The sequence below is a fragment of the Streptomyces prunicolor genome (assembly GCF_045162825.1).
In the GTDB taxonomy this organism is placed as follows: Bacteria; Actinomycetota; Actinomycetes; order Streptomycetales; family Streptomycetaceae; genus Streptomyces; species Streptomyces prunicolor.
On the sequence record NZ_CP108676.1, the window covers coordinates 7256237 to 7276850 of the forward strand.

The 20614-nt window shown below is 69.0% G+C and carries 19 protein-coding genes and 1 pseudogene; 9 read left to right on the forward strand and 11 right to left on the reverse strand.

From position 1 onward, the window contains the following. Positions 1-79 precede the first annotated feature (79 nt). Complete coding sequence (sodX, locus tag OG588_RS33535) at positions 80-514, forward strand: nickel-type superoxide dismutase maturation protease (protein WP_405950507.1); 435 nt, start codon at positions 80-82, stop codon at positions 512-514. Here the strand turns inward: sodX and OG588_RS33540 are convergent. After that, positions 418-1047: a CGNR zinc finger domain-containing protein gene (locus tag OG588_RS33540; protein ID WP_405950508.1), complete on the reverse strand. Its 630-nt coding sequence runs from the start codon at positions 1045-1047 to the stop codon at positions 418-420. The two genes, sodX and OG588_RS33540, sit on opposite strands and share 97 nt — an antisense overlap. Before the next feature lie 100 nt (positions 1048-1147). Between OG588_RS33540 and OG588_RS33545 the strand changes: the two genes are divergently transcribed. From OG588_RS33545 to OG588_RS33555, 3 genes are all read left to right on the forward strand, one after another. Then, entirely contained in the window at positions 1148-1906 is a 759-nt protein-coding gene (locus OG588_RS33545) for a class I SAM-dependent methyltransferase (protein WP_405950509.1), read from the forward strand. Positions 1907-2080: 174 nt separating this feature from the next. Further along, a complete protein-coding gene (locus tag OG588_RS33550) occupies positions 2081-2482 on the forward strand; it encodes a hypothetical protein (protein ID WP_405950510.1) in 402 nt (133 codons plus the stop codon). 28 nt (positions 2483-2510) lie between these two features. After that, on the forward strand, positions 2511-2861 hold the full coding sequence (locus OG588_RS33555; RefSeq protein WP_405950511.1) for a hypothetical protein: 351 nt from the start codon (positions 2511-2513) through the stop codon (positions 2859-2861). A 100-nt stretch (positions 2862-2961) separates the two neighbouring features. Here OG588_RS33555 and OG588_RS33560 read toward each other — a convergent pair whose 3' ends face one another. The 3 genes from OG588_RS33560 to OG588_RS33570 are packed head-to-tail and all read right to left on the reverse strand — an operon-like array spanning position 2962 to position 5682. Next, on the reverse strand, positions 2962-3762 hold the full coding sequence (locus OG588_RS33560; RefSeq protein WP_405950512.1) for an amino acid ABC transporter ATP-binding protein: 801 nt from the start codon (positions 3760-3762) through the stop codon (positions 2962-2964). Beyond that, entirely contained in the window at positions 3759-4694 is a 936-nt protein-coding gene (locus OG588_RS33565; RefSeq protein ID WP_405950513.1) for an amino acid ABC transporter permease, read from the reverse strand. The genes OG588_RS33560 and OG588_RS33565 overlap by 4 nt, the downstream gene beginning before the upstream one ends. A 28-nt stretch (positions 4695-4722) precedes the next feature. Continuing rightward, on the reverse strand, positions 4723-5682 hold the full coding sequence (locus tag OG588_RS33570; protein WP_405950514.1) for an ABC transporter substrate-binding protein: 960 nt from the start codon (positions 5680-5682) through the stop codon (positions 4723-4725). Positions 5683-6183: 501 nt separating this feature from the next. On the opposite strand from OG588_RS33570, the gene OG588_RS33575 reads away from it, so the two are divergent. The 4 genes from OG588_RS33575 to OG588_RS33590 all read left to right on the forward strand — a co-directional run bounded on the left by OG588_RS33575 (position 6184) and on the right by OG588_RS33590 (position 9958). Beyond that, positions 6184-7407: an NADP-dependent malic enzyme gene (locus OG588_RS33575; protein WP_405950515.1), complete on the forward strand. Its 1224-nt coding sequence runs from the start codon at positions 6184-6186 to the stop codon at positions 7405-7407. Positions 7408-8018: 611 nt separating this feature from the next. After that, positions 8019-8984, forward strand: a complete 966-nt coding sequence (locus OG588_RS33580; RefSeq protein WP_405950516.1) for a zinc-binding dehydrogenase — start codon at positions 8019-8021, stop codon at positions 8982-8984. 192 nt (positions 8985-9176) lie between these two features. Beyond that, the gene (locus OG588_RS33585) at positions 9177-9386 is read left to right on the forward strand and encodes a helix-turn-helix domain-containing protein (RefSeq protein ID WP_019058236.1); all 210 of its coding nucleotides are present in this window, start codon (positions 9177-9179) and stop codon (positions 9384-9386) included. Then, the gene (locus OG588_RS33590) at positions 9386-9958 is read left to right on the forward strand and encodes a Clp protease N-terminal domain-containing protein (RefSeq protein WP_405950517.1); all 573 of its coding nucleotides are present in this window, start codon (positions 9386-9388) and stop codon (positions 9956-9958) included. The genes OG588_RS33585 and OG588_RS33590 overlap by 1 nt, the downstream gene beginning before the upstream one ends. Positions 9959-10019: 61 nt before the next feature. On the opposite strand, the gene OG588_RS33595 is transcribed toward OG588_RS33590, so the two are convergent. Together OG588_RS33595 and OG588_RS33600 are read right to left on the reverse strand one after the other, a co-directional pair. Then, positions 10020-11114 (reverse strand): helix-turn-helix transcriptional regulator, encoded by a 1095-nt coding sequence (locus OG588_RS33595; protein WP_405950518.1) that lies wholly within the window; start codon positions 11112-11114, stop codon positions 10020-10022. A 436-nt stretch (positions 11115-11550) separates the two neighbouring features. Beyond that, positions 11551-12387 (reverse strand): annotated as a pseudogene (locus tag OG588_RS33600) (DUF4097 family beta strand repeat-containing protein); the annotation flags it as partial. A 226-nt stretch (positions 12388-12613) separates the two neighbouring features. Between OG588_RS33600 and OG588_RS33605 the strand changes: the two are divergent. Then, positions 12614-13459 (forward strand): hypothetical protein, encoded by an 846-nt coding sequence (locus OG588_RS33605; RefSeq protein ID WP_405950519.1) that lies wholly within the window; start codon positions 12614-12616, stop codon positions 13457-13459. A gap of 54 nt (positions 13460-13513) precedes the next feature. Here OG588_RS33605 and OG588_RS33610 read toward each other — a convergent pair whose 3' ends face one another. The 5 genes from OG588_RS33610 to OG588_RS33630 form a co-directional block, all read right to left on the reverse strand. Next, positions 13514-13696: a DUF6104 family protein gene (locus OG588_RS33610; protein ID WP_019075209.1), complete on the reverse strand. Its 183-nt coding sequence runs from the start codon at positions 13694-13696 to the stop codon at positions 13514-13516. A gap of 85 nt (positions 13697-13781) precedes the next feature. Continuing rightward, positions 13782-17615: a multifunctional oxoglutarate decarboxylase/oxoglutarate dehydrogenase thiamine pyrophosphate-binding subunit/dihydrolipoyllysine-residue succinyltransferase subunit gene (locus OG588_RS33615; RefSeq protein WP_405950520.1), complete on the reverse strand. Its 3834-nt coding sequence runs from the start codon at positions 17613-17615 to the stop codon at positions 13782-13784. 281 nt (positions 17616-17896) lie between these two features. Next, entirely contained in the window at positions 17897-19003 is a 1107-nt protein-coding gene (locus OG588_RS33620; RefSeq protein ID WP_405950521.1) for a sensor histidine kinase, read from the reverse strand. Next, positions 19000-19740 (reverse strand): response regulator transcription factor, encoded by a 741-nt coding sequence (locus tag OG588_RS33625; protein ID WP_019058228.1) that lies wholly within the window; start codon positions 19738-19740, stop codon positions 19000-19002. The genes OG588_RS33620 and OG588_RS33625 overlap by 4 nt, the downstream gene beginning before the upstream one ends. A 113-nt stretch (positions 19741-19853) precedes the next feature. Further along, on the reverse strand, positions 19854-20546 hold the full coding sequence (locus OG588_RS33630; RefSeq protein WP_405950522.1) for a spermidine synthase: 693 nt from the start codon (positions 20544-20546) through the stop codon (positions 19854-19856). Positions 20547-20614 lie beyond the last annotated feature (68 nt).

The window sequence follows — 20614 nt, forward strand, 5'->3', positions numbered from 1 at the left end:
GAGTGCCCCCATGGGCTTAGGACAAAAGTCCAGGGTCGGACTCAGACTGGTGGAGGATAGGACCGGGGAGGTGCCGGGGATGCCGGAGCTGTCGCAGGAGACCGAGCGGGGGAGGGCCGCATTGCCCTTCGGGACGGCCGAGGTGACCGGGCCGTCCATGGTGCCGACGCTGCTGCACGGGGATCTGCTCGTGGTGCAGTACGGGGCGCGGATCAGGCCCGGCGACATCGTCGTGCTGCGGCATCCGTTCCAGCAGGACCTGCTGGTCGTGAAGCGGGCCGCGGAGCGGCGGGACGGCGGGTGGTGGGTGCTCGGGGACAACGCGTTCGCCGGGGGGGACAGTACCGATTACGGCGCCGTTCCCGAGGATCTGGTGCTGGGCAAGGTGCGTTTTCGGTACCGGCCGCCGAAGGCCGGTCAGCGGTCGCCGGTCGCGCTCGTCCGCTGGGCCTTCTCGGCCGCCAGGCCCGTGCTCTCCGACCGGTCGGCCTCCAGGCGCTTCCGGGCCCGGTAGGCGGCCACGTTGGCGCGGGTCGCGCAGCGGTCCGAGCAGTAGCGCCGGGAGCGGTTCGTCGAGGTGTCCAGGTAGGCGTTGCGGCACGGCGCCGCCTCACACAGGCCCAGGCGGTCGACGCCGTACTCGGTGAGGTGGAAGGCCAGGCCCATCGCCGCGATCGCCGCATAGCCGGCCGTCGCGTTCGACGGGTGGTCCGCGAGGTGCATGTGCCACAGCGGGCGGCCGTCGTCGTCGCGGAAGTTGTGCCCGGAGATCTGCGGGCTGACCGGGAACTCCAGGAGCAGTGAGTTCAGCAGGTTCACGGAGAGGGTCTCGTCGCCGCCGTCCGCCGCCTCGAAGACCGCTCGCAGCCGTGCCCGGACCGAGCGGAAGCGCGTGACGTCGGCGTCGGCGGCGCGGCGGGCCGCCTCCTGGTTGGTGCCGAACAGGTCGCGCACGGCCTCGACCGAGGTCAGGGCGTCCTTGCCCCGCGCCGGTTCCTCGGTGTTGACGAGGCGTACGGCATAGTCCGAGTAATAGGCCAGTTCCACTTGTGGTCCTTACGGAGGAGCTCTATTGTCGTGGACGCGGTCAGGTAACAGCTGATCGCGCTTCCAGGGTATTACGACAGTGAGTGGACAGGGGGTCCTCATGACGACCGGTGTCGGAACCGACTGGCAGGCCTGGCAGGAGAGCTGGGACAAGCAGCAGGAGTGGTACATGCCCGACCGGGAGGACCGCTTCCGGATCATGCTCGACATGGTCGAGGCCTGCGTCGGCCCCGAGCCGCGCATCCTCGACCTCGCCTGCGGCACCGGCAGCATCACGGCCCGGCTGCTGGCCCGCTTCCCGAACGCCACCAGCACCGGGGTCGATCTCGATCCCGCCCTCCTCGCCATCGCCCGCGGCACCTTCGAGGGCGACGAACGGGTCTCCTTCGTCACGGCCGACCTCAAGGACCCGGAGTGGACGACGAGCCTGCCCTACGACTCGTACGACGCGGTCCTCACGGCCACAGCCCTGCACTGGCTGCGCGTCGATCCCCTCGCGGCCCTCTACGGCAAGCTTGCCGAACTCGTCCGCTACGGCGGCGTCTTCATGAACGCCGACCACATGATCGACGACACGACACCGCGGATCAACGCGATCGAGCACACCCAGCGCCACGCCCGCATGGATCAGGCCATGCGCAACGGAGCCCTCGACTGGGCCGACTGGTGGCAGCTCGCCGCCCAGGACCCGGTCCTCGCCGAACCGACGGCCCGTCGCTTCGAGATCTACGGCGACCACGCGGACGGCGAAATGCCCTCACCGGCATGGCACGCGAGCGTGCTGCGCGAGAAGGGGTTCGAGGAGGCGCGGGCGGTGTGGTGCTCGCCGTCGGACACCTTGCTGCTCGCGCTCAAGTAGGCGTTCCCTAAAGTGAGTTCAGGTCTGCCGAATGGGTCGGTGAGCGGGTGTATTACGTCATCGACCGCGCCCTCACGCTGAGTTGCTGAAGCGAAATACCTTGCTTCTCGGTGGGGGTGATGATCCAATGCCCACTCCAAGACCACGGGGGCTTGGAGAGGGGATAGGTCTGAAATGAGAATTCGGCCTCTGTCCGCCGTTGCCGCGCTGACCATCGCGGCCGCGGGGACATTGCTGGCGGGTACTCCCGCCAGTGCGGCGAGCAAGACATGTGCGGTGGACCAGGGTTCCGTCTATGACGTCTGTTTCGACGCCGACGGAGACAAGTTCATCGTCAACGACCTTCGCAAGGACGGTCTGCGTGCCGTCGTGAAGTGGAAGGCGATGGACGGTTCGGGACGGGTCGGCCAGTGCGCGGACACCGACGGCGCGTTCAACGCGGCGAAGGTCTGCGACTACGACTTCAAGGAAGGCCCGCAGAACTACGTCCTGTTCACCGGCTTCATCCAGGACGGGCCGCGCGGCGCCGCGCAGTTCATCTCCTACACGTACACCGGGTACATCAGCGCCAAGTGAGCCTCGGCCGCGCACTCAGGGGGAAACAGTGAGACTCAAGCAGCGAATCGTCGTCGGCGCGGTATCCGTGCTGGCGTTCAGCGGACTTCCGGTATTCGTGGCCGGGGCCCAGGCCGACCCGAGTTGTACGGTCAGCGTCAGCGGCTCCACGAGCGGCAAGTCGTACACGGTGAACTTCACCAAGAATCCCTGCGGCCGCAAGGTCCGGGCGTACGTCGGCTGTATCTACACCGACACGTTCTACCGGTCGACGAAGTACGGAAAGACCATTTCCGGTACGGGGACCAGCAAGGCGACCTGCGACTCGCGTGACGTCATCGAAAAGCGCGGTCATCAGGTCTATGTGCCGGGTCAGGGCTGGACGGCGTACCCGCACTGAACAATGTGCAGATGAAAAGGGCTGGTGCGGAAGGGAATTGCCTTCCGCACCAGCCCTTTTCCTGTCGGCTGTTTCCGAGAACCCGTCAGAGGACAGCGGCTCAGAGCACCTTCGACAGGAACGACTTGGTCCGTGCGTGCTGAGGGTTCATCAGGACCTCGCGCGGATGGCCGGATTCGACCACCACGCCGTCGTCCATGAAGACCAGCGAGTCGCCGACCTCGCGGGCGAAGCCCATCTCGTGGGTGACGACGATCATCGTCATGCCGTCCGCCGCGAGGTCCCGCATCACGTCCAGCACCTCACCGACCAGCTCCGGGTCGAGGGCCGAGGTCGGCTCGTCGAAGAGCATCAGCTTGGGCTGCATCGCCAGCGCCCGGGCGATCGCGACGCGCTGCTGCTGGCCGCCGGAGAGCTGGGCGGGGTAGTGGCCGGTACGGTCGCCGAGGCCCACGCGGTCCAGCAACTGCTGCGCCCGCTCCCGTGCCACGGCCTTGGTCTCGCGCTTGACCTGGATCGGCGCCTCCATGACGTTCTCCAGCGCCGTCATGTGCGGGAACAGGTTGAAGCGCTGGAACACCATGCCGATGTCCCGCCGCTGCGCCGAGACCTCCTTCTCCTTCAACTCGTAGAGCTTGTCGCCCTGTTGCCGGTAGCCGACCAGCCGGCCGTCGACGTACAGCCGCCCGGCGTTGATCTTCTCCAGGTGGTTGATGCAGCGCAGGAAGGTGGACTTGCCGGAACCGGACGGGCCGACCAGGCAGAACACCTCGCGCGGGTTCACCTCCAGGTCGATGCCCTTGAGGACGTGCGACAGCCCGAACGACTTGTGCACGGCCTCGGCCTTGACCATCGGCTGGCCGCCGGTGCTCGGGGCGATGTCCTTCGCGAGACTGGTCATCGGGCCACCTCCGGGCGGCGGAACGAGCCGAACATGCGGAGGTACTTGCGCATCCGCTGAAGGGGGGTCGGCGGCAGGCTGCGGCTCGAACCGCGGGCGTAACGGCGCTCGATGTAGTACTGCACGATGCTGAAGATCGTGGTCAGGAACAGATACCAGATGCACGCCACGAAGTACATCTCGACGACCGCCAGCGAGGTGCTGGAGATGTCCGTGGCCTTCTTGATCAGCTCGGGCAGCTGGACGGCGTAGGCGAGCGACGAGGTCTTGAGCATGTTGATGAACTCGTTGCCGGTCGGCGGGATGATCACCCGCATCGCCTGCGGGAGGACCACCCGGCGCAGCGTCTTGCCCTGCGTCATGCCCAGGGCGTGCGACGCCTCCGTCTGCCCCTCGTCGACCGACTGGATGCCGGCCCGGACGATCTCCGACATGTACGCGGCCTCGTTCAGGCCCAGGCCCAGCAGCGCGGTCAGGACCGGCGTCATCACCTGGTTCATCTCGTCCTTGTAGAACCCCAGGTTCAGGATGGGGAACACGAGCGCGATGTTGTACCAGAGCAGCAGCTGGACCAGGACCGGGGTGCCGCGGAAGAACCAGATGTAGACCCAGGCCACGGTGCTGGTGACCGGGTTCGACGACAGCCGCATCACGGCGATGACGATGCCCAGTACGACGCCGAGGAGCATCGCGAGCACCGAGATGTACAGCGTGGTCCAGGCGCCGGACACGATGCCCGGGTCGAAGAGGTAGTCGGGGATCACGCCGTAGTTGATCTTCGCGTTGGAGAACGCGATCCCGATCAGCACCAGCAGGCCGAGGATCACGGCCCCGGCCACCCAGCGGCCGTAGTGGCGCACCGGGATGGCCTTGATCTGCTCGGGCGGCACCGAGGGTACGGGCGGCGGAATCCGGTCGGAAATCTCAGTCACGGTGACTGCCTTTCAACGTCGCGCGGGATCAGGAGCCGCCGTTGATCTTGGCTTCGGTCACCGCGCCGTCCGTGACGTTCCACTTCTGCAGGATCTTGGTGTACTCGCCGTTCTTCATGATCGCGGCGAGGGCGGCCTGGAGGGCGTCGCGCAGCTGGGTGTTCTCCTTGCTGACCGCGATGCCGTACGGACCCGCCTCGATCTGGTCGCCGACGACCTCGAAGTCCTTGCCGCTGCTGGAGGTCTTCGCGTTGTACGCCGCCACCGGGAAGTCGTTCAGGTCGGCGACGGACGCGCCCTGCTTCAGACGGAGCAGCGCCTCCGGGTCGGTGTCGAAGGTCTGCAGGTCGATGGCCTTCTTGCCGTCGGTCGTACACTTCGTGCTCTGCGTCTTGGCGATGCCCTCGGACGTGGTGCCCTTCTGCAGGGCCACGACCTTGCCGCACAGGTCGTCGAGCGACTTGATGCCCTTCGGGTTGCCCTTCTGGACGAGGATCGACGTACCGGCGGTGAAGTAGTCGACGAAGTCGACGCCGTCGCCGACCTTCTTGCCGGTGTCCGAGTTGATGCCGTCCTGGCGGGCCTTGGTGTCGTTCATCGCCGACATGAGCACCTGGAAGCGCTTGGCCTGGAGGCCCACGATCAGGTTGTCGAACTTGCCGTTCTGGAACTTGAACGTCACGCCGAGCTGCTTGCCGAGCGCGTCCGCGATGTCCGGGTCGATACCGACGGCCTTGCCGCTCTCCATGTATTCGACCGGCGGGTACGCGATGTCCGAACCGACCTGGATGACGCCGGCCTTGCGGATGTCGGCGGGGAGCTTGCTCGCGAGCGGCGCCGAGGACGACGACGACGAGTCCGAGCCGTCGCTCTTGTTCGTCTGGTCACCGCAGGCGGTGAGCACCAGGGTGCCGGCGACCGCGAGCGCGCCGACCGCTGCCAGCCGGGTGTGCGGGGCGGTCGTACGACGGGTGGATCTTGCGGTCATGGTGAGTTCCTCCGGCGGATGGATGGCGGTGCCGACGGGTCGACGAGAACACACACCTTCGGGTGTCGCGACCTCGTGTGATTAGGGCATCTTGCCATTCGGACTGAACCATTCAGGGGACTCTCCATGTCAAAATCGGATAACGGGTGAACCCCGAATCGCATCAGGTCGGTACATCGAGACGCCCTGATCACGGACCATCTGCTGGAATCACGCGTTCCGGCCGGAAGATCTTCGGTATGTCTCACGATGTGATCGATCATCGTTCCGCCCTCGGCGGACGAGATGTGACCTTGCGCCTATTGGACTCGTCCTCGGCGGTGTCCGTCCGGTAAGAAGGGTCTTTACACCCCTCATCCGGGGCTCAGGGCGCGTGTGCGGCGCGCCCGTCGCGCAGGTGCTCGTACGCATCAATTCTCTGGGCCCTGCGCGGTGCCCGCCCACCCCTCACCAGGGAGTGGCCACCCTCAAAATCAATGAAGACTTAAGGGGTAAGACAAAGTGGCAGCGGAGATCGTCAATCCTCGCAGCGACAGCAGTACGGATCAGGACGGCGGGGCCGAGCCCCTCCATACCTTCGATCCGGCGTTCGCGCTGCACCGCGGCGGCAAGATGGCCGTGCAGGCCACCGTGCCGATCCGCGACAAGGACGACCTGTCCCTCGCGTACACACCCGGCGTCGCGCGCGTGTGCACCGCGATCGCGGAGCAGCCGGAACTCGTCCACGACTACACGTGGAAATCGTCCGTGGTCGCCGTCGTGACGGACGGTACGGCCGTGCTCGGACTCGGCGACATCGGTCCCGAGGCCTCCCTCCCGGTCATGGAGGGCAAGGCGATCCTGTTCAAGCAGTTCGGCGGCGTGGACGCGGTGCCGATCGCGCTGGACTGCACCGGCGTCGACGAGATCATCGACACCGTGGCGCGTATCGCGCCCTCCTTCGGGGGCATCAACCTGGAGGACATCTCGGCGCCGCGCTGCTTCGAGATCGAGCGCAGGCTCCAGGAGCGGCTGGACATTCCGGTCTTCCACGACGACCAGCACGGTACGGCGATCGTGACGCTGGCGGCGCTGCGGAACGCTGCGCGGCTGACCGGGCGGGAGCTGGGCGAGCTTCGGGCCGTCATCTCCGGTGCGGGCGCGGCCGGCGTGGCCATCGCCAAGTTCCTGCTGGAGGCCGGGCTCGGGGATGTCGCCGTCGCGGACCGCAAGGGCATCGTCTCGCGGGACCGGGACGACCTCACGCCGGTCAAGCGGGAGCTCGCGGAGATCACCAACAAGGCGGGTATCTCCGGGACGCTGGAGGCGGCGTTGGAAGGTGCCGACGTCTTCATCGGGGTTTCCGGGGGTACGGTGCCGGAGCCCGCGGTGGCTTCCATGGCGAAGGGTGCGTTCGTCTTCGCGATGGCCAACCCGCATCCCGAGGTGCACCCCGATGTGGCGCACAAGTACGCGGCGGTCGTCGCCACCGGGCGGTCGGACTTCCCGAACCAGATCAACAACGTGCTGGCGTTTCCGGGGATCTTCGCGGGGGCGTTGCAGGTGCGGGCGTCCCGGATCACGGAGGGGATGAAGATCGCGGCGGCCGAGGCGTTGGCCGGTGTCGTGGGGGACGATCTCGCCGCGGACTACGTCATTCCGTCGCCGTTCGATGAGCGGGTCGCGCCTGCGGTTACCGCGGCTGTGGCTGCGGCGGCGCGGGCGGAGGGGGTTGCCCGGCGGTGAGCGTCGGTGGCCCCGTCCGTTGGGGCGGGGCCCCTTCTTTTACTCGCCCGCCCGCCCGTTCAGGTGATCTGAGGGGTGGGCGGGTGCCGTGGGGGCTTTATTTTTTCCCGCCCGCCCACCCGTTCGGGGCGTCTATGGGTGAACCCTGCCCGTGGGGGGCCGGGGTCGGTCGGCGGCTGCGGGCCGCGGGTCGCGGGCTTCGGTGGGCCGCGGGGTTCGGCGGGCGGGTGCCCACAGGGTCTGGCGGGTGGGTGTCCGCGGGCTGCGGCGGGCGGGCGTCCGTGGGCTCAGGCGGGCAGGTGCCTGCGGGCTCTGGCCGACAGGTGCTCACGGGGTCCGGCTGGCAGGTACCCATGGGCTCAGGCCGCAGGTACCCACGGGCTCGGGCCGCAGATGCCCATGGGCTCCGGGCCGCAGGTACTCGCGGGCTCCGGGCATCTCAGCCCGTCCGGCGTTTGAGGACGAGGCCGTTCAGGCCGATAGCGGGGGGTCTGGGGGGCGCAGCCCCCAGGGGACGACCAGGTGAATACCCCGCACCCCTTGCGCAAGAGGGCATGTGTCACAGGGCGAGGTAGTTCCCTGGTCAACCGGCGGAGCCTATCGTCAAGGTCATGTTCGCCGTCTACGCCGCCCGAATCGACCGCGACCAGCCGCTCTCCGGCCTTGAGTTGGGGGAGCGTCCCGCCCCCGAGGCCCGGCCGGGCTGGAGTGTCGTCGACGTCAGGGCCGCCTCCCTCAACCACCATGACCTCTGGTCCCTGCGCGGCGTAGGCCTCGCGGAGGACAAGCTGCCGATGATCCTCGGCTGCGACGCCGCCGGTGTCGACGCCGACGGCAACGAGGTCGTCCTGCACTCCGTCATCGGCCAGACCGGTCACGGCGTCGGCCCCAAGGAACCCCGTTCCATCCTCACCGAGCACTACCAGGGCACCTTCGCCGAGCAGGTCGCCGTACCGACGTGGAACATCCTGCCGAAGCCGAAGGAACTGTCCTTCGCGGAGGCCGCCTGTCTGCCCACGGCCTGGCTGACCGCGTACCGCATGCTCTTCACCAACTCCGGTGTACGGCCCGGTGATTCGGTGCTCGTGCAGGGTGCCGGCGGCGGTGTCGCCACGGCCGCCATCGTGCTCGCCAAGGCGGCCGGGCTGCGGGTCTTCGCGACCAGTCGGGATGAGGCCAAGCGGAAGCGGGCGCTGGAGCTGGGTGCCGTGGAGGCGGTGGAGCCGGGGGCGCGGCTGCCGCAGCGCGTGGACGCCGTCATCGAGACCGTCGGCGCTGCCACCTGGTCCCACTCGGTGAAATCGCTCAAGCCCGGCGGCACGCTCGTCATCTCCGGTGCCACGAGCGGCGACCGCCCCTCGCACGCCGAACTCACCCGCATCTTCTTCCTCGAACTCAAGGTCGTCGGCTCGACCATGGGCACCAAGGACGAGCTGGAGGACCTGCTCGCCTTCTGTGCGGCGACGGGTGTACGGCCGGTCATCGACGAGGTGCTGCCCATGGACCGCGCCCGCGAAGGGTTCGAACGGCTCGACTCCGGCGGGCAGTTCGGCAAGATCGTGCTCACGAACGGTTAGCAAGCTCGGTCGGCGATCCGGGTCGGCGATCCGGGTCGGCGATCCCGGTTGGCAACTCCCTTCCCTGCGTGTGGCTCTGTGCGGCCGGTCCGGTTCTCCGGGCCGGCCGTCGGCGTTTGCGGCCACCTTGCGTGTTGCCACCGGTCGTCAACTTTGGTTGACATGCAGGGCTCGTCAACGTAAGTTGACATCATGACCGAAGCAACGGATCTCGCCGAGCGTGCGGGTGACCGTGATCCACGGGTCGGCCTGCGTGCCGTGTCCGCGCTGCGCAAGCTTGTGGAGCAGCTGGAGGCGGTGCAGGTGCGCAGCGCGCGTAATCAGGGCTGGTCGTGGCAGGAGATCGCCGCGGAACTCGGTGTCAGCAGGCAGGCCGTGCACAAGAAGTACGGGAGGCAGTGATGTTCGAACGGTTCACGAAGGACGCCCGCGCCGTGGTGCGGGGCGCGGTGGAGCACCGCGAGCGGTCGGGGTCCGGCTCCGTCGACCCCGAACACCTGCTGCTGGCCCTCCTCGACCGAGAGGCCAGTCGCGCCTCCTTCACCCTGACCGCCCTCGGTCTCGCTCCCGAGGAACGCAAGGAGTCCGTACGACAGGCTCTGGGCGACGCGCGCCGACGTGCGGGGCTCTCGCAGGCCGAGGCCGACGCCCTTGCCGGGCTGGGTATCGACGTCTCGGAGATCGTCGCCCGGGTCGAGGAGGTGCACGGCGTCGGGGCGATGTCCGGCGACCGCAAGGACAAGGAGCCGTGGTCGGGCCGCCGGGTCTTCAGCCGTGGCGCCAAGGACGTCCTGGAGAAGTCCCTGCGCATCGCCGTCGCCCATCGCGACCGGCACGTCGGTGACGAACACTTTCTCCTCGCCCTGACCGTCCTCCCCGGTGTGCCGGGTGAGGTGCTCGCCGACCACGGGGTGACGCACGAGGCGGCGACGCGGGTGCTGTACGGCGGGGGAGAGGCGAGGGCGGCGGGCTGACTCACGGGCGGGGCGGGGCGGGCCGCCCAGGCCGGAGCCCCGCCCTACCGTGGCCGTCGGCTCAGCCCCTGTGCCCCCCGCGCAGTACCGCCCCGATGTGCGCCGCCGCCGCCGACAAGTGGCGCCGGGTGTCTCGGAGTTGGTCCTCGGTGACGCCGCGGTCGCGGGCCGCGTCACGGATGTCGTCCCGGAAACGGTCGAGCAGGCGATCCAGATCGCGGGCCGGGTCTCCGGTGGAGTCCTCGTGGGCCCAGGTCGGTTCGTACTCCGCGGGGAAGTCCTCCGGGGTCTGGCTGTACTCGGGTGTCGAGGGCGCCGCCGGCGTCGAGGCCGACTTGCCCGCACCCGCACCCGCACCCGCACCCGGTCGCCCCCCGAACCCGAAGTCCTTGCCGAACTCCTTCCCGAAGTCGCCGAACTCCTTGGCCAGTTCGCTCAGGCTCTCGCGCACCCCCGTGGGCCAGTCGCCGCGTGCGAAGTGGTCCTGCGCGTGCTCCTGGACCTGACGGCCGATGCGCTGCATCTCCTCCTGGGCCTGCGCCCAGGCCCGCGTCTGCGCCTCCTTGGCCTGGCGCCGGGCCTGCTGGGCCTCCTCGCGGGCCCGCCGGCTCTCGTCCTTGGCGCGCCGGGCCTGCTCCTTCCACTCCTGCTTGGCGCGGCGCATCTCCTCCTTGGCGGCGCGCCACGACTCCTTGTCGGCGAAGTCCGTGAAGTCCCCGGCGGGGCCTTCGTGTTCGCCCGGCTTGGCTCGCCCGGTCCGGGCTCCCTGGCGGGCCTCGGAGGCCGCCGCGCGCATCTCGCGCCGCAGGTCACCCGCCGCGCCCCGGACGTCGGCCCGGATCTCGGCGGCCAGTTCGGCGACCGACTCGCGGATCTCCAGCTCCAGGTCGGCCAACTCGCCGCTGCGGTCGGCCAGTTCGGCGCGGCCGGCGTCCGTGATGGAGTACACCTTGCGGCCGCCCTCGGTGGTGTGGGTGACCAGGCCCTCGGCCTCCAGCTTGGACAGGCGCGGGTAGACCGTGCCCGCCGAGGGCGCGTACAGCCCCTGGAAGCGCTCCTCCAGGAGGCGGATGACCTCGTAGCCGTGTCGGGGGGCCTCGTCCAGCAGCTTCAGCAGGTAGAGGCGGAGGCGGCCGTGGGCGAAGACGGGAGGCATGTCAGAGCACCTTCTTGTCGGTCGTGCCGTCGGCCTCGGCGGTGCCGGAAGCACCACCCGGGCCGGAAACGGAATTGTCCCCCGAGTCGCCCTGAGCCCCGTCCACAGGGGCGCCGGAAGCGTCGTCCGTCACGCCGTGCGCAGGGGCACCCGTGGCGTCGTCCGAAGCGTCTACGGTCCTGGTCCTGCCCTCGGGCTCCGTCTCCCCGGCAGTGTCGTCCGACGCGGCGGCTTCCCCGGAGTCGTCCGAGGTGTCCGGCCCCCTCTCCTGTGACCCCGTCTCCTCGGCCGTGTCGCCCGGCCCACCGTCCTCGGGCCCCGTCGCTGTGCCAGGCCCCGTCGCAACTCCGGGCCTCGTCGCAACTCCGGGCCCCTTCGTCATGTCGGGCCGAGGCGTCTTGTCGGCCCGTGTCGCCGAGACGGTCACCTCCGTGTCGCCGTCCCACGGTCCGTCCTCGCCCTCGTCCTCCGCCGCCGGACGGCGCAGCAGTGCGATCGAACCGGAGACGGTCGTCGCGCGCAGCTTTCCGGTACCCGCGCCCAGGCGACCGGTGATCTTGTGGGCGCCCCACTGGCCGTGCACCCGCAACCCGTCGAACGCGTTGGAGATCGAACCGCTCGCCGTGTTCGCCTCGACGTCCGCGTCCGCCGGATGCGGCAGCCGGATGGCGATCTCGCCCGAGACATTGGTCAGCCGGACGTCGGTCGGGCCGTCCGGGTCGAGGTCCACGATCATGGAGCCGCTGACCGACTCGGCGCGCACGGAGGGCCCCGAGCCCTCGACGACGGTGAGGTCGCCGGAGACTGAGTTGAAGCGGAGGTCGCCGGTGACGGCCTGGGCCTCCAGATTCCCGGAGACCGTCTCGGCGCGAACGGAGCCGGAGAGGCTGACGAGGGTCGTGTCACCGGTGACGCCCCGCACCACCGAAGGCCCGCTGATCCCGGAGACGACGGCCGCGGCGCCGACCACCCCGACCTCGACGCGGGTGCTCGCGGGAACGGCCAGGGAGACCACCGCGCTGCGCCGCCAGCCCTTCCGGTCGAGCCACTTGAGGAAGCCCTTCCAGGGGAGGTCCTCGTACGCCACCGTCAGCGTGCCGTTCTTCTGGGTCACCACCAGGGGCGGCCCGTCGATCTCGGAGACTTCCATGCGGGCGGAACCCTCGTCCGTCCCCACGACGTTCACCGTTCCGTTGACGATGCGCACGTGGAGATCGCTCACGGGCTCGTCGAACGTGAGCTTCTTGGGCTCTGCGACGGACCACTCGGACATGATGCAGACCTCCTCGGCCTAACCGGACGGAACTCGACGCGCCATATCGCGTCTTCCGAGAAACACGATATATCGTGGATGTCGAAAGTCAAGACACTCGTTTCAGTGATCACCGGAGGTCGGAGGTCGGAGGTCGGAGGTTGGGGATTGGGGATTGGGCAGCGGACGCCGGACGCCGGACTCCGAACAACCGGCGGAAATGGGCGTATTGCCCTAGCGTGTGACCATGTCGACGGAGAAGCCGCAGGCCAGACACCGGACCGGTGCCACCCCGGGCGCCCTGCTGCTCTGCCGGGCGGATCCCGAGTCCGTCGCCCAGGCGGCCCACCCGCTCCGCGAACGCATGCTGCTGACCCGCGCGGGCGACGACTGGAGCGTGCTCGTCCCCGAGGGCAAGCCCTGGCTGCACGGCGGCGAACCGGTCGACCGCGTCCTCACCGGCTGGGCCACCGCACTCGCAGTCGGCGCCCCCTGGCCGGTACTCGCCCTGTGGTGGGACGCCGACCGCGCGGGCTACATCCTGGCCTCGGGATTCCGCCGCCCCGTCGGCTACGTCTGGCTCACCGACGGCACCCCGGCCGGCGAGGACGAGGCGATGCGCACCTTCGCCGCCCGCCTGGGCCTGGACCCCGTACTGGACCTGCAGTCCCTGGACCACCTCACGAAACCGGACCCCGAGACCGACGCCCGCGCCCGTCTCCGGGGCCTCCTGGCGATCCTCACGCGCGCGGGAGTGGCGCTACCCACAGGGCTCACCCCGGGCGAACCCGCCGACCGCCTCCGCGAGATCGCCCGCATCCGCCCGGACGCCCAGCAGGTGGAGTGGTCGGGCTGGCGCGAGGCGGTCCGCGCGGAACTCGACGCCGTCGACAGCAGCCGCCTCGGCCCCTGGATGCCCTGGTCCGGCACCCCCAGAGCACGCGCCCTGGCCCTGACCCAGACGGCAGTCAGCCTCCCGCTCACGACCTGGGGCCTACGACGCCGTAGCGGAGGCTGGACCGCCACGGGGGCGCTGCTCCTGGCCCACGGGCTGCTGGGTCTCGCCTACGACCTCGCCCGCCCGCGCGACTGACACACAACCGCGGCACAGCCGTAGGAACCAACCACGGCTGCTCCACCGTAGGAACTACTCGTCGTCGTCCTCGTCGTCCAGCCGGGCCAGCCAGGTCGCCAGGCGTTCCACCGGGACCTCGAAGTCGGGGTTCAGATCGACGAACGTCCGCAGCTGTTCGGCGAGCCACTCGAAGGTGACCTCTTCCTCGCCGCGCCGCTTCTCCAGTTCCTCGATGCCACGGTCCGTGAAGTACATGGGTCAAGGATAAGTGCGCGCAAACGGCCGGGCCGCACCCCCGGAGTGAGGGTGCGGCCCGGCCGCGTACGACAGTGCGGGGCGCTTACGCCTCGAACACCTCACGCACCAACTGCTCCTGCTCAGCCTGATGCCGCTTGGCGGAACCAACCGCTGGCGACGAGCCGTGCGGGCGGGAGATCCGCCGCAGGCGCTCCCCGTGAGGAACGTCCGCGCCGACCGCCAGGTCCAGGTGGTCGATCAGGTTCAGGGCGATGAACGGCCAGGCGCCCTGGTTGGCCGGCTCCTCCTGGGCCCAGAGGTACTTCTCGGCGTTCGGGTACTTGGCGATCTCGGCCTGGACCTCGGCACCCGGAAGCGGGTACAGCCGCTCCAGGCGGATGATCGCCGTGTCCGTGGAGCCGCGCTTGACCCGCTCGGCGTCCAGGTCGTAGTACAGCTTGCCCGTGACGAAGACGACCTTGCGGACGGCCGCCGGGTCCGTCACCGAGGCGTCGCCGATGACCGGGCGGAACTGACCCGTCGTGAACTCCTCCGTCTTCGACGCCGCGGCCTTGAGACGCAGCATCGACTTCGGGGTGAAGACCACCAGCGGCTTGTGGTGCGGGTTGTGCACCTGCCACCGCAGGAGGTGGAAGTAGTTCGACGGGAGGGTCGGCATCGCGACCGTCATGTTGTTCTGCGCGCAGAGCTGGAGGAAGCGCTCGACGCGGGCCGAGGAGTGGTCCGGGCCCTGGCCCTCGTAGCCGTGGGGGAGCAGGAGCGTGACGCCGGACGTCTGGCCCCACTTCTGCTCCGCCGCCGAGATGTACTCGTCGACCACGGACTGCGCGCCGTTGACGAAGTCGCCGAACTGCGCCTCCCACATCACGAGCGCGTCGGGGCGGGCCAGCGAGTAGCCGTACTCGAAGCCCATGACCGCGTACTCGGAGAGGAGCGAGTCGTAGACGTTGTAGCGCGCCTGCTCCTCGGAGAGGTACTGGAGCGGGGTGTAGTCCTCGCCCGTCTGACGGTCGATGAGGACCGCGTGGCGCTGGCCGAACGTGCCTCGGCGGGAGTCCTGGCCGGAGAGGCGGACCGGGGTGCCCTCCAGGAGGAGGGAGCCGATCGCGAGCGTCTCGCCCATGCCCCAGTCGATCGTCCCGTCCTCGACCATCGTCGCCCGGCGCTGCAACTGCGGGAGCAGGCGCGGGTGGACGTGGAAGGTGTCCGGGATGTTGACCTGGGACTCGGCGATCCGCTTCACGACCTCCGAGGAGATCGCCGTCGAGACCGCGACCGGGAACTCCGCCTGCGGGTCCGACATCGGCGCCGTACCCGGCTGGGCCGTCGCCTCGCGGACCTCCGTGAAGACCTTCTCCAGCTGGCCCTGGTAGTCCTGGAGTGCCTGTTCGGCCTCTTCCAGGGTGATGTCGCCTCGGCCGATCAGCGACTCGGTGTACAGCTTGCGCACTGAGCGCTTCTTGTCGATGAGGTCGTACATCAGGGGCTGGGTGAAGGCCGGGTTGTCCGACTCGTTGTGACCGCGGCGGCGGTAGCAGATGAGGTCGATCACCACGTCCTTGTTGAACGCCTGACGGAACTCGAAGGCCAGACGGGCCACGCGGACCACGGCCTCCGGGTCGTCGCCGTTCACGTGGAAGATCGGGGCCTCGATCATCCTCGCCACGTCCGTCGCGTACATCGACGAACGCGAGGACTCGGGAGCGGCCGTGAAGCCGACCTGGTTGTTGATGACGATGTGGATCGTGCCGCCGGTGCGGTAGCCGCGCAGCTGCGACATGTTGAGCGTTTCGGCCACCACGCCCTGGCCCGCGAAGGCCGCGTCACCGTGCAGGGCGAGCGGGAGGACCGTGAAGTCCGTGCCGCCCTTGTTGATGATGTCCTGGCGGGCGCGGACGATGCCCTCGATGATCGGGTCGACCGTCTCCAGGTGGGACGGGTTCGCCGCGAGGGTGACCTTGATCTGCTCGCCGTCCAGGCCGGTGAAGGTGCCCTTGGCGCCCAGGTGGTACTTCACGTCGCCGGAGCCGTGCATCGACTTCGGGTCGAGGTTGCCCTCGAACTCGCGGAAGATCTGGGCGTACGACTTGCCGACGATGTTCGCGAGGACGTTCAGGCGGCCGCGGTGGGCCATGCCGATGACGACCTCGTCGAGGCGCGACTCGGCCGCGCTGTCGATGACCGCGTCCAGCAGCGGGATGACCGACTCGCCGCCTTCGAGCGAGAAGCGCTTCTGGCCGACGTACTTCGTCTGCAGGAAGGTCTCGAAGGCCTCCGCCGCGTTCAGGCGGCGCAGGATGCGCAGTTGCTCCTCGCGCTCCGGCTTGGAGTGCGAGCGCTCGATGCGGTCCTGGATCCACTTGCGCTGCTTCGGGTCCTGGATGTGCATGAACTCGATGCCGGTGGTGCGGCAGTACGAGTCGCGCAGCACGCCGAGGATGTCGCGCAGCTTCATCAGGGACTTGCCGGCGAAGCCGCCGACCGCGAACTCCCGCTCCAGGTCCCACAGGGTGAGGCCGTGCTCGGTGATGTCCAGGTCGGGGTGCTTGCGCTGGCGGTACTCCAGCGGGTCGGTGTCGGCCATGACGTGGCCGCGGACCCGGTAGGAGTGGATCAGCTCGAAGACGCGGGCGGCCTTCGTCACGTCGTTGTCGTGCGACGCGTCGATGTCCTTGAGCCAGCGGACCGGCTCGTACGGGATGCGCAGCGCCTCGAAGATCTCGTCGTAGAAGCCGCTCTCGCCGAGCAGGAGGTTCGCGACGATCCGCAGGAACTCGCCGGAGGCGGCGCCCTGGATGACCCGGTGGTCGTAGGTCGACGTGAGCGTCATGACCTTCGAGATGCCGAGCTTGTTGAGGGTGTCCTGGCTCGTGCCCTGGAACTCGGCCGGGTAGTCCATGGAGCCGACGCCCATGATGACCGACTGACCGGGCATCAGGCGGGGGACCGAGTGGACGGTGCCGAGGCCGCCGGGGTTGGTCAACGACACGGTGACGCCCGTGAAGTCATCCATCGTCAGCTTGCCGTCGCGGGCGCGGCGGACGATGTCCTCGTAGGCCTGCCAGAACTCGAAGAAGTTCAGCGTCTCGGCCTTCTTGATGCCGGCGACGACGAGCTGGCGGTCGCCGTTGGGCTTCACCAGGTCGATGGCGAGACCGAAGTTGACGTGCTCCGGCTTGACCAGGGTCGGCTTGCCGTCCTTCTCGACGAACGAGTAGTTCATCGACGGCATGGCCTTGATGGCCTGCACCATCGCGTAGCCGATGAGGTGGGTGAAGGAGATCTTCCCGCCCCGGGCACGCTTCAGGTGGTTGTTGATGACGATGCGGTTGTCGAAGAGCAGCTTGACCGGGACCGCGCGCACCGACGTGGCGGTGGGGACCTCGACCGAAGCGTTCATGTTCTTCGCGACCGCGGCGGCGGGACCGCGCAGCGTCACGAACTCCGGGCCACCCGTGGCCTCGGCCGCGGGCTCCGCCTTCTTCGGCTGAGCGGCCGGGGCCGCCGCCTTCGCAGGCACAGGCGCCGGAGCCGGGGCTACGGCCTTCACCGGCGCCGGAGCGGCGGCTGCGGGCGCCGGCGCGGGGACCGCCGGAGCCACGGGCGCGGCAGGAGCAACCGGGGCCGGAGCCGGAGCTGCGGCTACGGGTGCGGCCGGGGCCGGAGTGGTGGGCGCTGCGGCCCCCGCGGCCGCAGTACCCGCCGAAGTCGAGGTCGGGGCGGCAGCCGCGCCCGGCTTGTAGTCGGCGAAGAAGTCCCACCAGGCTCGGTCCACCGAGTTCGGATCCTGGAGGTACTGCTGATAGATCTCGTCGACGAGCCACTCGTTGGGACCGAACGCCGCCGCGGGATTCTTACCCGCGGCTTGGTCGGACTCGGTCGAGATGGTCGAGTTACTGGGGGACTGTGACGACACGGCGGCAACCGCCCTCTTCCGCTTCACAAGGTGATGGACAGCGGGAATTAAGGCTACGCCCCCATGACCGCCAAGGTCAGGTCGGGCCGGTCCATCGTCGCGTAAGTCACATCGGAAAGTGTGTTTCGAGCACTGAAATGGCGGGAAACAAGCGTGGTTCCGCTGCGGAAGACGCACGTGGATGCGGGCCGGACGCGCCGATGGCGCGGGCCTGTGCCTGATCACACGTGTCCGTCAGCGCGGACCGTCGTGGATCTTGGGGCTCCGGGTCGAACTTTACGTCAACTTGGCATGGCGGGGAGTCCCGGGAGGGTGACGATAATCCTGCAGCCACGGTCGGATTCGGCCACACCGATCCGGCCGCCGTGCAGATCCACCGCCCAGCGGGCGATCGCGAGGCCGAGGCCCGTACCGCCGTCGCTGCCGGGTCCGTGGGGCGAGCTGACCGCGCCCCGGTTGAACCGCTCGAAGATGTGCGCCCACTCCGCCTTCGGGATGCCGGGCCCCTCGTCCAGGACCTCCAGCTCCAGCGACTGGGGCAGCGACCCGCGCCGCGCCTTGACCGTCACCCGGCCGTGCGCGGGGCTGTGCTTGACCGCGTTGTCGATCAGGTTGGCGACGACCTGGTGGATGCGCTCCGGGTCGGCGAGCGCGGTCAGCTCCGGTGGGGACACGTCCAGGTGCAGATGGACGTCCGTCCGCGTGTGACTGCCCGAACCCGACGCGATGCCCGCGCGCGCGGAGGCGACCATGTTGGCCTCCTTGAGCACGCCCGAGAGATACGGCCACACCTCGAACCGCCGCGTCTTCAGCGGTACGACGCCGTTGTCGAGGCGGGAGAGGTCGAGCAGCGTCTCCACGAGCCGCCCGAGCCGCTCCGTCTGCTTCAGTGCCGTCCGCATGGTCTCCGGATCGGCGGCCGAGACGCCGTCGACGACGTTCTCCAGTACGGCGCGCAGGCCCGCGATGGGGGTGCGCAGCTCGTGCGAGACGTTCGCGACGAGTTCCTTGCGCTGGCGCTCCTGGGCCTCCAGCTCGTCGGCCATGATGTTGATCGTCCCGGCCAGGTCGCCCAGTTCGTCCCGGCGGTTCTCGCGCACCCGGCGGGTGTAGTCACCGCGCGAGATGGACCGGGCCACCGTGTTCATCTCGTCCAGCGGCGCGGTGAGCGAATGGGCCACGAACTGCGTTATCAGCAGTGTGGCGATCATCGAGAAGACCGTGATGAAGCGCAGCTCCGTCGCCGTGCGCATGGCGATCATCATCAGCCCGGTGGTGATGAGCACCGCGATGACGACCAGCGCGCCCAGCTTGGTCTTGATCGAGAACGGGCGTACGCCGCCCCAGGGTTCCCCGGGGCTCCTCCGTGACGTCGGCCCGTCGCTCATGGCGTCGGAGTCTCCAGCGCGTAGCCGACGCCGTGCACCGTGCGGATCCGCTCGGCGCCGATCTTCCGGCGCAGCGCCTTGATGTGGCTGTCGACGGTGCGGGTGCCCGACGCGTCGGCCCAGTCCCACACCTCGGCGAGCAGCTGCTCACGGGAGAGCACGGCACGCGGGGTGTTCGCCAGGCAGACCAGCAGGTCGAACTCGGTGGGCGTCAGGTGCACGTCCTCGCTGCGCACCCTTACCCGGCGCTGCGCGTGGTCGATCTCCAGCTCGCCCAGGCGCAGGATGCCCGAGCGCGGGGTGGACGCGGCCACCACGGCACGCTCCATGCGGCGCAGCAGGACATGCACCCGCGCCGCCAGCTCCCGCATCGAGAACGGCTTGGTCATGTAGTCGTCGGCGCCGACCCCGAGCCCGACCAGCATGTCGGTCTCGTCGTCGCGCGCGGTGAGCATCAGCACCGGCACCGGGCGGGCGGCCTGCACACGGCGGCAGACCTCCAGCCCGTCGAAGCCGGGCAGCATGATGTCGAGGATCAGCAGATCGGGCTGCCAGGCCTCGGCGGTGTCGACGGCCGACGGCCCGTCGCCCGCGGTCTGCACGAGAAATCCCTCGGCGCGCAAACGGGCCGCGATGGCGTCGACGATCGTCGGGTCGTCCTCGACCACCAGCACCCGGCGCTGTGCGCCCGGCGTGGCCGTGGCCGTACCGTTGTGGGAGGTACTTGTCTGCTCCATCGCCCGCCCCTGAAGTGTGCTTTCCGGAACCAGTGGGGTGATCCCATGACTGCGCTTGACGCTTGAATGATCTGCGTCAGGCAAGCAGGGTACGGGCAGTCACCACGCCTTTGCTATCCAGGTCGGACGGCGAGGTGCACCACGTCGGGAACTCCTCGGGCAACCGGGATCTCTTCGGTACGCACCTGTTGGAACCCGGCATTCCATAAGGTTCGCTCAAATTCCGGAGAGGGCCGCGCCGACCATACGGCCAGTACCCCGCCTGGCCTCAACACCCTTGCACAGCTTGCCAGTCCGGCCTGCGAGTACAGGGTTTCGTTGCTGTCGGTGACGGTCCAGTCGGGGCCGTTGTCGATGTCGAGGCAGAGCGCGTCAAAAGTGGCGCAAGTCTCATTGACGAATGCGACTAGGTCCGTTTTCACAATGTCGGTCCGGGGGTCGGCGAGAGCGGCCGCGGAGAGCGCCGACAAGGGCCCCGATCGGTGCCATTCGACGATCGCGGGTTCCCGTTCGACGACCGTGATCCGACCCCACCGGGCGTCGGCGGCGGCATGCGCCAGTGAGAAGCCGACGCCGAGTCCGCCGATCAACACATGAGGATCGGGGCGAGAGTCGAGGGCATCGCGCGCGACGTCGACCAGCAGCCGCTCCGACCGCCCGTCCGAAGTGTCCATCAGGAAGCACCCGTTGGCGATGATCTGGAGCAACTCCCCATGCCGGCGCAGCACCACCTCGCCGTAGGGGCCCTCGCGACGGTCCAGGACAACGGGGCTGTCGTACGTGGTGCTGTCGTACGCGGTGGTCATGCGACTCATCCTGGCAGTTTCACCGGATTGTGCAGCCGAATTGACCCACGGCGCACTCGTCCGGGTGC

Coding starts and splice junctions, on each gene's coding strand:
- sodX (WP_405950507.1), top strand. CDS start 80: ATGCCGGAGCTGTCGCAGGAGACCGAGCGGGGGAGGGCCGCATTGCCC.
- OG588_RS33545 (WP_405950509.1), top strand. CDS start 1,148: ATGACGACCGGTGTCGGAACCGACTGGCAGGCCTGGCAGGAGAGCTGG.
- OG588_RS33550 (WP_405950510.1), top strand. CDS start 2,081: ATGAGAATTCGGCCTCTGTCCGCCGTTGCCGCGCTGACCATCGCGGCC.
- OG588_RS33560 (WP_405950512.1), bottom strand. CDS start 3,762: ATGACCAGTCTCGCGAAGGACATCGCCCCGAGCACCGGCGGCCAGCCG.
- OG588_RS33570 (WP_405950514.1), bottom strand. CDS start 5,682: ATGACCGCAAGATCCACCCGTCGTACGACCGCCCCGCACACCCGGCTG.
- OG588_RS33580 (WP_405950516.1), top strand. CDS start 8,019: ATGTTCGCCGTCTACGCCGCCCGAATCGACCGCGACCAGCCGCTCTCC.
- OG588_RS33585 (WP_019058236.1), top strand. CDS start 9,177: ATGACCGAAGCAACGGATCTCGCCGAGCGTGCGGGTGACCGTGATCCA.
- OG588_RS33590 (WP_405950517.1), top strand. CDS start 9,386: ATGTTCGAACGGTTCACGAAGGACGCCCGCGCCGTGGTGCGGGGCGCG.
- OG588_RS33595 (WP_405950518.1), bottom strand. CDS start 11,114: ATGCCTCCCGTCTTCGCCCACGGCCGCCTCCGCCTCTACCTGCTGAAG.
- OG588_RS33605 (WP_405950519.1), top strand. CDS start 12,614: ATGTCGACGGAGAAGCCGCAGGCCAGACACCGGACCGGTGCCACCCCG.
- OG588_RS33610 (WP_019075209.1), bottom strand. CDS start 13,696: ATGTACTTCACGGACCGTGGCATCGAGGAACTGGAGAAGCGGCGCGGC.
- OG588_RS33620 (WP_405950521.1), bottom strand. CDS start 19,003: ATGAGCGACGGGCCGACGTCACGGAGGAGCCCCGGGGAACCCTGGGGC.
- OG588_RS33625 (WP_019058228.1), bottom strand. CDS start 19,740: ATGGAGCAGACAAGTACCTCCCACAACGGTACGGCCACGGCCACGCCG.
- OG588_RS33630 (WP_405950522.1), bottom strand. CDS start 20,546: ATGACCACCGCGTACGACAGCACCACGTACGACAGCCCCGTTGTCCTG.